Genomic DNA, 13,159 nt, shown 5'->3' with positions numbered 1-13,159 from the left:
GATCCATCAGTCCGCGGCCAGCAGGTGAACCGCGGAGGCGTCGAAGCACGCGGTCACCGGGCCGCCTTCCACGACGCCGCACTCCCCGAATGCCTGGCGAGTCATGGTGACGGTCATGGGCAGTCGTCCCTCGACGCTCAGCCTGACCAGCTTGCCCCGGTCATCCACCCGTGCCAGGGTTCCATTGACCAGATTCAGCTGTCCTTCCGGTTGGTCGGGAATCAGATTGCCCGGCCGCAGGCTGATGTCCTCGGGGCGCACGGTGGCCAGCAGGTTCTCAAACTCGGGGATTTGAAGCACCGAAAGCCACTGCCCGCCGACCAGCCCCACCCTCCCTGCCACAGGGTCGGTATGCTCCACGGAGTAGAGGTTGCGCGAGCCCACGAAGCGGGCGACGAACTGGCTCACGGGCCTGCGGAACACCTCTGCGGGCGTGCCGACCTGCACGATCCTGCCTTCGCGCATGATCGCAATCTTGTCGCCCAGCTCCAATGCCTCCTCGAAGTTGTGACAGACGTGGATGACCGTGGTCCCTAATCGGTGAGCGATGCGGTCCAGCTCCACGGTGAGTTCTGCGCGGGTATTCTCATCCAGCGCACTCAGGGGCTCATCCAGAAGCAGCAGCGTGGGTTCGGGCGCCAGGGCTCTCGCGATCGCTCCCCGCTGAGCCTCGCCGCCTGACAGGGTCCTGGGCTTGCGGTGAAGCAGGTGGCGGATACCCAGCATCTCGGCGAGCTCTTCCGCTCGGCGAGCGCGTTCCGCGGCGGGAACCCGTTTGATCGCCAACGAAAACTCAATGTTCTCCTGCAGGCTCATGTGCGGGAAGAGGACGTAGTCCTGAGGCACGTAGCCCACGTTCCGCAACTCGGGGTCCAGGTCCGTCACATTGCGGCCCTCGAGCCAGATTTCGCCGTGGTCCAGTCGCCACAGGCCCGCGATACACTCCAACAGCACGGTCTTCCCCGCGCCCGTCGGCCCGAGCACCACGAAATACTCGCCTTGCTCGATCCGCAGGTCGAGGCCGCGAAGAGAGAACTGGCCCAGGTCCTTGACGGCGCCGCGCACTTCGATCATGGCTGGTTCACCGGGACGACATGGTGCCGCGCCAGGATCTCCGCGGCTCCGGGACTACGGATGAACTGGATAAGACTGCGGGCACCGTCGGGGTTTTCCGCGCTCCTCGAAATGGCCAGCAGAATAGGCACCGGAGGCGCGATGTCCACAGGGAGCTCCTGGGCAAGACGCACCGCGTCGCCCTCGTCCTCGCGGCAGACGCTGAACACCACGGCCGCCTCGATGTCCCGCCCCAGTCCGAGCCACTTGAGCAGCTCGCACCCGCTTTGGGCATAGACGAGTCGGTCCTGCAATTCGTCCCAGAGGCCGGCCTTGCCCAGCGCTTGTCTCGTGTAATGTCCGACAGATGCTTTCTCAGGATCGCCGACGCCGATCTTCCCGGTGCCTTCACGGTGCAGCGCGGCCATGCTCGCATAGCGCTCGACAGCTGTGTCCGTGGCCACGATGGAGATGGTTGTGGCGCCGAATGCCACGGGCTCTTCGAACTGCGCCACGCCCTCCTGCGAGAGCCGGTCGACCTCAAACTGGCCCAGGCTCGCGAAGAGGTCGAAGTCGGCTGTGTCGCCCTTGCTGGAGTAGAGAATACAGGGCGGGCAGGAAAACTTCAGGACGATGCGTGCATTTGGACGATCGGCCTGGTAGGCGGCCGCGAGGTCGGCAAAGAGCGCACCCAGCGATGGGCCTCCCTGCACAGTGATGATCTCCGCGCGCTTCGCGCAGCCGCAGACCAGAAGCGCGGGAAGACAGGCGGCCAGCACCCACCGAAGCTGCCTCACCACAGGTACCCCCTGCCCCCGAGCTTGCGGAATGTGAGCAGCGCTACCGTGGCCAGAATCACCAGGATCAGCGTGACGCTCAGAGCCATCTCGACCTTGCCGATGGACATATTCAGGAACACGGCGATGGAGAGGACCTCGGTCTTGAAGCGGGTGGCGCCGCAGAACATGAGAATGGGGCCGAACTCCCCTGCGGCGCGGGCCCAAGTCATGATGGTGCCCGCCACCAGGCCATTGCGAGCAAGGGGTAACACCACCCGGAAGAATGCCTGCCGTTCCGTGCAGCCAAGGGTTCGCGCCACCTGCTCCATGCGCGGATCTACCCCATCGAAGGCGGACTTGAGGGCCCGGACAGCGAAACTCGCCGCCGGGACGAACTGCGCCAGCACAATGCCCTGAGTGGTGAATACGAAGGGCATGATGTGGGTCTCGATCCACTGGCCGATCGCCGTCTGGAAGAACACGAGCAGGGCGATTCCGGCAACCAGTGGTGGCAGAACGATGGGCAGGTCGATGATAGTGTCCACGAGGGCGTGGAAAGGCACCCTGTACCTGCTCAGAGCATAGCTCGCAGGAATCCCGATAGCCACGGCGATTGCAGTGGTTATCGTGGTGGTTATCGCAGTCAGCTTTGTGGCGAACAGGACTTCTTCCGAGATGAGCGTCGACACGAAGGTCGGCGCATCTATGTACGTCACCATCGACAGCAGGGTAAGGGTGATCACGCCGACAAGAAGCACAAGTCCCGACACTACCAGGTATCGGAACAGTGCCGCTTGCGCGTTGCGTTTCAGGTCGCTCATTCGGCGGGTGTCATTCCTGCTTCTGCGACCATTCTCTGGCCCTCAGGCCCCACCAGGAAGTCCACGAATCTGGTCGCGATGTCCTTGTGCTCAGAGAAAGTCAGGACGCCGATCGGCACCTTCGAGGGCTCATAGCTGCCCTGGGGCAACTCGATGGCGTCGCAGTCGTCAGCGACCTGCGCGGCAGTCACATTCCAGACGATCGAGACATCCAGGGACTTGAGTTTCACCGAATTGCCAAGTTCAGGCACATTGCCCGCGCGCAGGACGATGTTCTTCCGGGCTTGCTCCAGCAGGCCCGCTTTCCGCAAGAGATCTTCCGTAGCCTTCCCAATCGCGGCCGCATCCGGTTCGCCGACTCCGAGTTTGATCCCGGGTTTCGTGAGGTCCTGAAGGGTCTTGATGCCCTTCGGATTGCCCTTCTGCACGAGCATGACCGGTTCGAAGTACCCGACCAGCTTCGGTTCGCCCTCGATAAGGCCGCGGTCTTTCGCCTGGTTCAGGTAGAAATCCTCCCCGGGCATGTACAGGTCTCCACGCTTGGCGAAGGTAAGTTGGCTCAGAAGACAGCCGGACCCGGCATAGCCGACATCGATTCGAACCCCTTCGTTCCGGGCGCAGAAGGCGTCGATGGCCTTGTCCATGAAGGGTCGGATTCCGGCACCGCAGTAGATGTAGAGCGTCACGCGCTCGCCGCCTGCGGGCTGCTTCGCGCGGTCGAACTTCCACTTCTCCCAGATGTCCTGGACCTCGTCTTCCATCATCAGGTCCAGGAATGCCTTGCCGGCTTTGGGGTTCTTGCAGCCCTTGATGATCGCGGCTTGGGCGGGAATGGGCCCGGAGAGATCTGTGGGTATCTCGCCCAGCAACTGGACCTTGCCCTTCATCTCCTGGGGCTGCCCGCCGACCTCGCGCGTCTCAAGGGTGCAGGGGTAATACACGATGCCAACGTCCGCCTTGCCCGAGGCAAGCTGCACTTTCACCTGGGACGGCTCGTCGGTGCGCCACAGCTTGTCCTGGATCGCGTCCCAGACACCTGCCTTCTTGAAAGCCTGCTCCGCATAGAAGCCGGAGCTGTTCTGGTTGCTCGGGACCGCGATCGTCTTGACCTCGGGCTTCTTCAGGTCGTCGAGCGATTCGATGCCGCAGGGGTTCTTGTTCGCGACCATCATCGCGATGGAGTTGTAGGCGAAAGTGATCGGCTCGCCGTCAATGCGGTCCGCATCAGCAACGCGCATGATCTCCCTGTCGCCCAGCGCTATGAAAACATCCGGGACTCCCTTGCCGTCGACGATTTTCCCCGTCTGTACATCAATGTTGGCCACTTCTTGCTTGACCGTGACGTTGGGGTACCGCTCTTCGAAGAGCTTCTTTATCGCGCCGTAGGGGCCAGCTACCCCGCACGGCACGTAGACCAGCATTTCACCGCTGATTTCGGCCTCCGGGGCTGGTGCATTACCCGGGCCCACAGGCGGGGTGTTGCGGGCTTCGGTGGCCGGCTTGGTGCAACCGCTCAATGCAACTGCTGCCACCACGATTACTGCGAGCAGGGCAAAAGGCAGCGCGCGCATATCAGTTTGGTCCTCCGGGAACCCTGAGATTGCGTTTCTACTCGGCCAGGAGTTTGCGGATGACAGCGTTCAGATCGTCCTCGGTCCACTCGCCACCCATGGCCATCTTGAAGGTGACCTCGACGGGCTTGCCGTCCTTCTCGTAGGTCCATGTCTGCTGGTCGTTGATGAGAATAGCGCCGCAACTGAGCCCCGCGGCCTGCCACTTGTCGAAACCTTCATCCGAGGTGAAATCGACGAACTCGCTGGACACGTCGGCGCCGAACTTCTCGGGCAGCGCCTCGATCATCTTCTTGATGTGGGCATGCCCCTCGTTGTCCGGGTAGAAGGCCTGCACACGGACCTTCGCGTCGGGATCGAGACCCGATGCACATTCCCCCAGCTCCAGGCAACCGGTCATACCCTTCTCGTCCATGATCTTGAGCCCCTCGTCTGATGTCATGAACTCGATGAAGGCCTTGGCCGCAGCGGGGTTCTTGACGTTCTTCATCGTCGCAACCAGGCACGGCTGCAGGGCATAGGTGTCCGCCGGGAACGTGCAGGCAACCTGAACCTTGCTGGTGCTCAGCTTCTCGGGGTTGGTCTCCAGAGGGCAGTTGCGATAGGCGATGCCCGCGTCAACCTTGCCGGATGCGACCATGGTATGGGACTGGATGGCCTGCTTGGTGAACACGAACTTGGGCTGGAGTTCATCCCACAGGCCCAACTTCGTGAGCGCCTCCTTGCCGGACGCGCCCACGGAGTTCTTCGCCGGGTCGGGCGAGGAAATCCGGTTGCACTTGCGCAGGTCCTCCGGCGATGCGACCTTGATCTTCCCGTTCTTGTTCTGGATGATGACCAGCTCGAAGCTGCCGATGGTCTTCGCCTGGGAGGCATCCACAAGCCCGGCCTTTTCGACGAGCCCAAGCTCCACTCGGCCGGGTGAGATGAACACGTCGGCCTGCTCGCCTTTGTTCGCCATTCGTTCCACGAGGATCCCCGCGTTGTCATAGACACCGTTTATCTTGAGTTGCGGGTGGAGTTCCTCGAACCGGTCTATGACGCCGCGGACCGGGATGATCATGCCGCAAGGCACGAACACGGTGAGTTCACCGGATACGTCATCGGCGGCGGCACCTTGCGCAGAGGGAGGGGGAGCGTTCATCTGGGGTGTTTCGGTCACGGCGGGCTTCTGGCCGCAACCCGTGAAACACAGCACTCCGATTGCCAGCAACGTGGCGGCGAACAGTAGGTTGCGCATCCGCGTCTCAGGCCTCCTTGAGTTTTCTGCTACTCCATCATGCAGGCGCAGATGTACTGACCGACCTCGCTTGCGAAGATCGCCGCAAGGGTGGTGGACAAGGTGATGGTCACAAGCTGGTACGTGACTGTCTTCTTCCAGCCCACGGCGCGGGCGATGATGAACGTCCCCGGCAGACTGAGCCCGGCCCCCGTGAGAAGGACCGCCAGAGCAGGGCCCACATCCATTCCGAGCTTCAGGAACGCCTTCGTGAACGCCACTTCGGACAGGATCGGGAAGTACATGAGGCTGCCGAAGATGTCGGCCACCAGGATGGGCTTCAGGAACTCCAGGAAGCTCGCGCCTTCAGGCGCCGGCCCCACCATTCGGTAAACCAGCTTCACGTCGATGAACGCCGCGATGGCCCCGATCGCGAGGACGGCGGGGATGAGCACCGGGATCACGAGCTTGATCAGGCCCCACGATTCCCGCATCCAGTACGCAAGTTCGTATCGCTCGAACTTCCTCAAGGCCACGGTGACGATTCCGGCCACCAGGATTCCCATGCCGATGAGCCGGGGTGTCCAGGGCATCTCCCAACTGCCCAGGACCACCAAGGCGAGGAGCATAGATAGGAGCCACCAGACGCGCGCGTGGGAGTCTCCATCATCCTCCAGCGCGGGCGCGCCGTCTGCGCGCTCTCGCTCTTCCCGTCGGAATATGAGCGCCATCAACAGGCCCACAAGGAGAGCGATGAGTGGAACTCCTACGGCTCGCCAGACCCCCAGACGCCAGCCGATGACCTGGAAGGTGAAAATGATCGCCACAACGTTGATCGCCGGACCAGCGAAGAGAAAGGTGAACGCTGGGCCAATCCCCGCGCCGCGCCGGTAGATGCTCACGAACAGCGGAACAATATTGCACGAGCACAGGGACAGGACCACCCCGGACACTGCCGCGGCAGTGTAGGCCTTCCCCTTGTGTGCGCTCGACCCAAGATACCGCAGGATCACAGTGGCAGGCACGAATGCGGCGATTGCCCCGCCCAGGATGAAGGCGGGAAGCATCGTGGTGAGGGCCTTCCAACTCAGAATGCAGCAGCTGAAGACATCCACAATGCCCAGAAGCGCATCAGCCGGACGCTGGGGCAGGCGCTGCGCGATGGCATTCTCTATGCCCACCAACGCCCCGCTGAGACGCAACACAAGCAGCAGCCCGAGCAGAGCCGCCGTCCCGTAGGCCAGAGCACGCCACGGCTTGCGGGGTGGGCAGTATGGTTCCTGCGTCTCCACCAGGTTGTTTTCGGTCATGTCGCCTCGCTTTTGCAATCTCCTATCGAACGAGTAGGTGGCTCAAGGCAAAACAACGGCCGGAAGCGGGGCCCGCCACGCTCGAAGGGAATGTCACGCGGCAGGTGCCCAGGGCCCCAGACTCCCCGGCCGGTCGTGCAATGTAACTTCATGTTACTGTAACACGTGGAGTGCTGTGCGCGGTTCTCCGCCGATGGAAAGTAGGCGCAAGGAATCGGCAAGAAATAGGTACGGCCCGGGGAGACAATTCGTCGGCCGCCTACGCCTCCTCCATGATTACCGCCTGGTGGACGCCTAATTCGGGCAGCGTGAAGCCTTCCTGGCCAAGCTCGATGGTTTCTCCGGTTGGTGCGAGGTGAGCCGATGCAATGCGCGACCGCAACTCCGGCGAGAGCCTGATCGGCAGCGCCCGGAGTATTTCCGATTCACCGCGCCCGTGAATGTATTCACCTGGCCCGAAGCCGTGGTTGACGAAATGCAGCACGAACCGGCCCGGCTGGCGGCACAGTGATGCTTCCACGCGGTTCCAGCCGCCCACCGACACCCACTGTTCCCCCAGAAGGTCCCGCACCCAGTTCTGGGCAAGCATTTCGGGCCACGGAGAGCGGCTGGCGTCCTTGTTCGGTGCGGTGACAGGAATGGCGCAGGCCATCACGATGCCGTCGCCAACCCGATTCTGGATGATCCCGGGCGCACGCCCGCTTTGGTCTTCACGGGCCCAGAAGTTGGGCACCGTCTGGATGTCGCTGGTGCGCACCTTATCCACGAACTGGGGCACGAGTTCCGCCACGGTCTTCGCGGTTGCAGGCTCCAGGATGCAAGCGCTCTTCGCGTACACCAGGACCGGATCGCCGGGAGGCAGGTCCGCCGCAAGGCCTTCGGTGAGCGGGGCCAGGTAGAAGGCATAGGCCCGGTCATCCCGCAGGCGACGGGCGCCGATGAGCGCCTCCAGTTCGGTTCTTCCAGACGCCAGCTCCTGCGCCGGACACTCGAAAAGCACCCGTCCACCCGCCTCCACGTACTCGCGCAGGCGACGGATCTCTTCTGCGCTAAGCTGGCGGTTCGCGGGCACGAGGATGAGCTTGTAGCACGAGAGGCCTTCTGTCCGAGCACCATCGGACAGCGGCCATGCTTTCGCCTGATCCAGGTCCATGAATACGTTGTACTGCAGGTGGGCTCTGCGCAAAATGGCAGCCCACTGGTCGCAGTCGGCGGGGCCGCCCTCGTTGGCGAGCACGCCCATTTCGTAGACCGGCCGGGCATCGGCGAACAGCTCAGACCGGTCGCGCACCCATTTCCCCCAGCGAACCAGGCGCTCGATATTGGCCTCTGAGAGCCGTCCGTCCGGCGCGTGGGTGATTCCCATGGTGTAGGTCCCGCCGGCGATGAGCGTCCCCAGGCTCTCCACTGTGATCAGCGTGTCGGGCTTGAGTTGATTGTGGGACCAGCACACCTCGGAGCAGCTCAACAGTTCGAAGGGACGGCCGTCATTGCGGTGGCTGCGCGAAGTGACGCTGAGAGAGACTGGATTGTGGGCTTCTCCCGACAGGAAATCGGCAAGCTCGTCGCACATCCGGTACATTGGCATGCGGCGGCGTCCTGCGCCGTTGAAAGTCAGTGCAAGCGGCCGATCCTGTGCCATGAGCATTGTCTTCAGTTCAGCCAGAAACGCCCGATAGGTGCGAGCCCGGAACTCATCGTGGCGGCGGGTCCCCGCGGCATCCAGCAGGTGCTGGCCACTGTACCACGCGCTGTACTGGCGGTGGCAGTGGTCGCAAAAGCAGGTGTCCTGATCGAGTTGTGTCGTATGTCCCGGCAGGTAGAGGATGTCGATCCAGACCCCGTCCACGTCATAACCTGTGACGACCTCTTCAAGCTGTCGCACCGCGAACTGCCGGTAGGGGCTGTTCAGACAGAGCCAGTGGTAATGCGAGAAGTGTTCGTAATTGGGCTGAAAGATTCTGCCGGCCATGTCGCGCACGCGCCAGTCGGGGTGCTCGCTGCCGATGAGGCTGTCCAGGGTCAGCGAGTAGTACGCCATGACACGGATGTCCCGCTTCCGGCAGGCCTCGACCTGTTCGCCGAAGTAGTCCCGGTCCGGCTGCTGGGCTACGAGTTTCGACGGGTACAGCAGGTAGCCGTCATGGTGCCCAGTGAGCAGCGTTACCGACCGGAACCCGATCCTCTGCCAGCAGTCAGCCCAGTATTCGGGGTCGAACCGGGACCGGTCGGTGGTCCATGCGGGGCTGATGAAGTGGGGAATGCCCCGGATGAGGTCTCGGCGCAGCCAGGGAAAGAGTTCGTCGACCTGCTCGGGCGTGCGGATCAGCGAATGGATGTCCACGGGAGGGTATCCTCTGAAAGAAATGGTGCGGGCGGCGGACAATTCGCGGGAGCCGGGATGAAGCCCTCTTCGGTTGGCCTGCTACTTTGCCGGCTCAGACCCGTTGACAGGCTCTACGTCGCGGGGCTTCACGAAGAGGTAGACCAGCAGAGAGGAAAAAGCCAGCAGGCCGCCCATGACGGCGAATGGCACGCGCAGACCGAGATGTGCGCTGAGCGAAGCACCCACCAGCGGCCCCAGTGCGAACCCCAGCGATGAGGCCGACTGCGCCACCCCGTAAGCCCGGCCGTAGATCTCAGGCGGTGCCGTCATGCCGATGATGGAGTTCATGGCCGGGGACGTGCCCCCGGATGCGACCCCGCCGGCGATGCGCAGGGCGAAAAGCTCCGGCAGGCGTTGCACCAGCGCCTGCGGGGCCACGAGGAGTCCGGTGGAGAGGGTCGTGCATACCAGCACCCTGCGATGCCCATACCTGTCGCCGAAGTGTCCCACGATGACGGAACCGATCCCCGCGGCAATTCCCGTCAAGCCTAGAAGCAGACCGGTGATGCTGGCGGGCTTGTAACCCACGGCGATGTGTTCCACGAACAGCGGGAAGATTGGCACCACGAATGAGCCCGAGAAGCTCAAGAAGAAGAAGACCGACAGGAGCGCTGCGAGCCCCTTCTTGCCGAAGGCTTTCCGCAGCCCCCGGCGATTATTGTGGGATGCTTCGGCGGGGTCGAACCGCTCACGCACGAAGCAGACCACGGCAAGCCCGCCCATGAGAAGGAGCCCGGAGGCCAGATAGAAGGGCACTCGATAGCCGAAATGGTCAGCCACTACCCCGCCGATCCACGGGCCGATGCTGTTGCCGGTGAGAACTGCGGTGTACATGAGCCCCAGGCTCCAACCGATGCGGCTCCTGGGAACAACGCTGGAGACGAGAGTTGTCGAGGCCACCATCGTCCCGGTCAGGCAGCCCTGGAGCGCGCGCATCGCGGTAAGCTGATAGACATCATGGACGAACCCCATGATCATCAGCACCACAGAGCCGCCGAACATGGCGCGCGCCACCATGATCTTGCGGCCGAAGCGGTCGGACAGATTGCCCCAGATGGGGGAGAAAAGGGTAAGGGCCAGCCCCGAAGCCGTGACGGTGATCCCGGCCCACAGTTGGACCTCGGATTCCCGCGTCACCCCCAGGTCGCGGATGTAGAAGGGGATGAAGGGCATGCAAAGCGAGAACGCGCTGATGCTCAGGAGTTGGGCGATCCAGCTTGCGTAGAGTGTGCGTTTCCACAGGGGGTCCGGTTCTTCGTGGGCAGACGCGGGCAGTGTGGTAGAGGCATCAACCGGACTCATGATTCAGCTCACGACCAGATAGTTCCGGACGTCATCAAAGGCGCCAGGAGGAATTCTTCAAAATCGAAACATTCAGACCGCTGGCGGCAATTGTACCCTACCCTGACGGCATGTCAAGGTTGCGAGACGATTTCGATTTGCCCGTTTCAGTGCGGTTGGCCCAGGTCTCGACCGTCAGGGCCTGTCGACTTGCCAGTTGCCTTCCGCGCTCCACGAATGGGCAATCCCGCCGGCCGAGGGGTTGAGCACGTGAACTACGCCGTTCGGGTCCACATCCATGTATCCCCGGTCGCCGAAGACATTGTTGAAGGCCACCGTGGCTTGTCCCCATTGCTTATCGGCGTACCGAGCATGGACGAGGGCGCCCTGGAAACCGATCTGGGCCTTGCGCAAGAGATGCACCGATCCATCCGGCGCCCGGACCAGAGATGCCTTGGCCGCGAACATCGTGTGCCCGAGTGATGCGGCCTGACTCCAGACACCCTCGTTCTGGCGGCAGTACATGAGCCCAGGCGTGCTCATTCCCGGGAACACGATGTGAATATCGCCCTCGGCGTCCACCGCTACGGCCGGGCTGTCATGCGGGGACAACGGCCCCACGGACGGGATCATCTCGGCCTGCGACCACGCACCGTCCTTCCAGCGCATCAGGTAAGACTTCCCCATCGGACCCAGGCCGATGCCGTAGATCAGCACAAGTCCGCCTTTGCCGTCGGGCGCCAGGGCGCCGGGCAATTCGCCTGGTTCCGTGATGATCTCGATTTCGGACCACTGCCCGTCCTTCAGGCATCGGTAGTGCATTCCGGAGCTTGAGCCGGTGGAGCTGTATCCGCCGCGATTGGGCTTGAAACTGCCCATGACTTCGTTCCAGATCACATGTACTGTCCCATCGGGCAACGCACAGATTCGAGCATTCGTGTCCCAACCAGGCTGCTCTTCAGTGATGTTGACCGGTTGCGACCACTTGCCGTCGGCGAAGCACGAGTAGAAAATGTCGCAACTGCCGTCGGTCCCTGCATCGCACCACGCGAGATGCAGTCGGTCGTCGGGACCTGTTGACATGACGGGGCCATGGGGGAAGTAGCCCTGGGCCAATTCGGACGGTCCTTGCCACCGACCGTCTTGCCAGACCTGGTAGGTAATGCGACCCTTCACCGAGTCAGTGAAGACTGTGTGGAACGCACCCTTGCTGTCGCACGCCACCGCGTACGACGCACCCGGCTGCGCCAACACCTGGGACGTCACCATCAGCAGACCGATCACGAGGACCAACACAGTACCTGGCGTGCGCACGTCTAATCACCCCTGGAGACAGCGTCGTATCCCCGAGCAAAGGCCCTGCGCACTTGATAGCGCGGACCCCATCGCCGGATCGCACAAGCGCCCGGTCGACGTCAAGCCAGTCTTCACCCCGCGGCCATCACCGTCCTTGGCTCGCCAGGGTGCGAGAACGGCCCACAGTTGCAGACATAGTTGTCAGGGTGCTGACCGCAAGTTGCCAGTTCGTCGGCGAAGAGCTCCCAGCCTGCCCGGGCCTCCCGACAGAAAGCGATGGGTGTCTTCGGACTGATATCCATGATCTCGTTGATGGTGAACCGGTACACCAGCCACCGGTACTCGTCAGGGATCTCGCCGCCCGGATGATGCTTGCGCCCCTGGAAATCGCGCATGACCTGCAGGAACTCCTCATCCAGCAATGACAGGTCAAAGTCCCGCTCAAGGTGGGCGTAGTCGTTGTACCGGAGGGTTTCCATGGTAATCATGTCCGGCCTCACCCGGTCGAACAGCCGGCGGAGCATCTCGCGGGTTTCGTCGCGCCAGTTGCGCACGGGAATCATGGGTGACAGCCGTACGCGCACCGGGTAACCGGCTTCCTGCATCCTGCGCATGGCCTCGATGCGCCCCTCCATGTCGGCGGTCACAGGCTCCATGCGGGTGCTCTGGGTCTTGGGCGACAGGCTCCAGCAGGCCACGGTTTTCCCTCGGTGGTCCAGGTTCAGGAATGGCTCCACATTGTCGCTCTTGCCTACGTATAGCTCCAGGTACTTGCCCGGCTTGTGCGCGAAATAGTTGATGAGCAGTTCCGAGCCTCCATACTCGGGCTCGAAGCACGCGGTATCCGTTCCATTGTCGAACTGGAAGAGGGTCTGGTCGCCGGCATTCGCAACGTACGGGTCGAGGTGATCGACCAAGTCCTCCATATTCATCATGATGTTGTACGTGTGACCCAGCCCGCAGTAGGCGCAACGGAAAGGGCAGCCGATGATGGTGTGAATCTGCCAGGCGGGCTGGCAGACGCATCGGGTCTCGGCACGCCACTCCGGGGAGCCGCTCCCGCGCCAATCGAGACCATTGTACCCGGCGAGGTTGTACCGGGCGAGCTTTGGGAACGCCTTCAGCCGGGCCGCGCGGGCTTCTTCGGGTTCGTCAAAGCGGAACCGGTTGAAGATGATCACGGGCAGGAAATCGCCCGCACCGCCGTGATGCGCGCCATACCCGAGGCCCAGCTCATCGGCGAGATCGTGCAGCTTCGCATCGTCCACGTGCAGGACCTTTTCGGCATCGATGAACTGCATCATCCGCTCAGCACGCACGCGGGTATTGGGGTCCTGCTCGATTCCGTCCACGATGAGCAAGTGAGAGGCCTTGAGGGACATCATTTGTGTGTCACCCTGCGGTCTTAGAAGTATCTCAGTGGCTCTTGCCGTACCCCCTGGG

Annotated in this window: 10 protein-coding genes; all 10 read right to left on the bottom strand. The window is 62.6% G+C overall.

The annotated features are described in order from the left end of the window. Nucleotides 1-6: 6 nt before the first annotated feature. Nucleotides 7-1,074, bottom strand: a complete 1,068-nt coding sequence (locus HPY44_14395; protein NSW57200.1) for an ATP-binding cassette domain-containing protein — start codon at nucleotides 1,072-1,074, stop codon at nucleotides 7-9. Beyond that, on the bottom strand, nucleotides 1,071-1,850 hold the full coding sequence (gene modA, locus HPY44_14390) for a molybdate ABC transporter substrate-binding protein (GenBank protein ID NSW57199.1): 780 nt from the start codon (nucleotides 1,848-1,850) through the stop codon (nucleotides 1,071-1,073). The genes HPY44_14395 and modA (HPY44_14390) overlap by 4 nt, the downstream gene beginning before the upstream one ends. Beyond that, a complete protein-coding gene (locus tag HPY44_14385) occupies nucleotides 1,847-2,653 on the bottom strand; it encodes an ABC transporter permease subunit (GenBank protein ID NSW57198.1) in 807 nt (268 codons plus the stop codon). Before HPY44_14385 ends, modA (HPY44_14390) begins: the two co-directional genes overlap by 4 nt. Further along, nucleotides 2,650-4,224: a molybdate ABC transporter substrate-binding protein gene (gene modA / locus HPY44_14380; protein ID NSW57197.1), complete on the bottom strand. Its 1,575-nt coding sequence runs from the start codon at nucleotides 4,222-4,224 to the stop codon at nucleotides 2,650-2,652. Before modA (HPY44_14380) ends, HPY44_14385 begins: the two co-directional genes overlap by 4 nt. 37 nt (nucleotides 4,225-4,261) lie before the next feature. Then, on the bottom strand, nucleotides 4,262-5,464 hold the full coding sequence (gene modA, locus HPY44_14375; GenBank protein NSW57196.1) for a molybdate ABC transporter substrate-binding protein: 1,203 nt from the start codon (nucleotides 5,462-5,464) through the stop codon (nucleotides 4,262-4,264). A gap of 29 nt (nucleotides 5,465-5,493) precedes the next feature. Next, nucleotides 5,494-6,753 (bottom strand): permease, encoded by a 1,260-nt coding sequence (locus HPY44_14370; GenBank protein ID NSW57195.1) that lies wholly within the window; start codon nucleotides 6,751-6,753, stop codon nucleotides 5,494-5,496. A 259-nt stretch (nucleotides 6,754-7,012) separates the two neighbouring features. After that, nucleotides 7,013-9,097 (bottom strand): alpha-L-fucosidase, encoded by a 2,085-nt coding sequence (locus HPY44_14365; protein NSW57194.1) that lies wholly within the window; start codon nucleotides 9,095-9,097, stop codon nucleotides 7,013-7,015. 81 nt (nucleotides 9,098-9,178) lie between these two features. Further along, nucleotides 9,179-10,441 (bottom strand): MFS transporter, encoded by a 1,263-nt coding sequence (locus HPY44_14360; protein NSW57193.1) that lies wholly within the window; start codon nucleotides 10,439-10,441, stop codon nucleotides 9,179-9,181. Between the two features lie 174 nt (nucleotides 10,442-10,615). Further along, the gene (locus HPY44_14355) at nucleotides 10,616-11,734 is read right to left on the bottom strand and encodes a hypothetical protein (protein NSW57192.1); all 1,119 of its coding nucleotides are present in this window, start codon (nucleotides 11,732-11,734) and stop codon (nucleotides 10,616-10,618) included. Between the two features lie 113 nt (nucleotides 11,735-11,847). Then, nucleotides 11,848-13,101, bottom strand: a complete 1,254-nt coding sequence (locus HPY44_14350) for a hypothetical protein (GenBank protein ID NSW57191.1) — start codon at nucleotides 13,099-13,101, stop codon at nucleotides 11,848-11,850. Nucleotides 13,102-13,159 lie beyond the last annotated feature (58 nt).

This window comes from Armatimonadota bacterium, from assembly GCA_013314775.1.
Classification (GTDB): Bacteria; Armatimonadota; Zipacnadia; order Zipacnadales; family JABUFB01; genus JABUFB01.
Note: the sequence above shows the minus strand (reverse complement) of the source record. Positions and strands in the feature narration are given on the sequence as shown.

Bases quoted from the DNA above. Each gene is read 5' to 3' on its own strand.
- HPY44_14350 (NSW57191.1), bottom strand. From the start codon at position 13,101: ATGATGTCCCTCAAGGCCTCTCACTTGCTCATCGTGGACGGAATCGAG.
- HPY44_14370 (NSW57195.1), bottom strand. From the start codon at position 6,753: ATGACCGAAAACAACCTGGTGGAGACGCAGGAACCATACTGCCCACCC.
- HPY44_14360 (NSW57193.1), bottom strand. From the start codon at position 10,441: ATGAGTCCGGTTGATGCCTCTACCACACTGCCCGCGTCTGCCCACGAA.
- HPY44_14385 (NSW57198.1), bottom strand. From the start codon at position 2,653: ATGAGCGACCTGAAACGCAACGCGCAAGCGGCACTGTTCCGATACCTG.
- modA (NSW57197.1), bottom strand. From the start codon at position 4,224: ATGCGCGCGCTGCCTTTTGCCCTGCTCGCAGTAATCGTGGTGGCAGCA.
- modA (NSW57196.1), bottom strand. From the start codon at position 5,464: ATGCGCAACCTACTGTTCGCCGCCACGTTGCTGGCAATCGGAGTGCTG.
- HPY44_14395 (NSW57200.1), bottom strand. From the start codon at position 1,074: ATGATCGAAGTGCGCGGCGCCGTCAAGGACCTGGGCCAGTTCTCTCTT.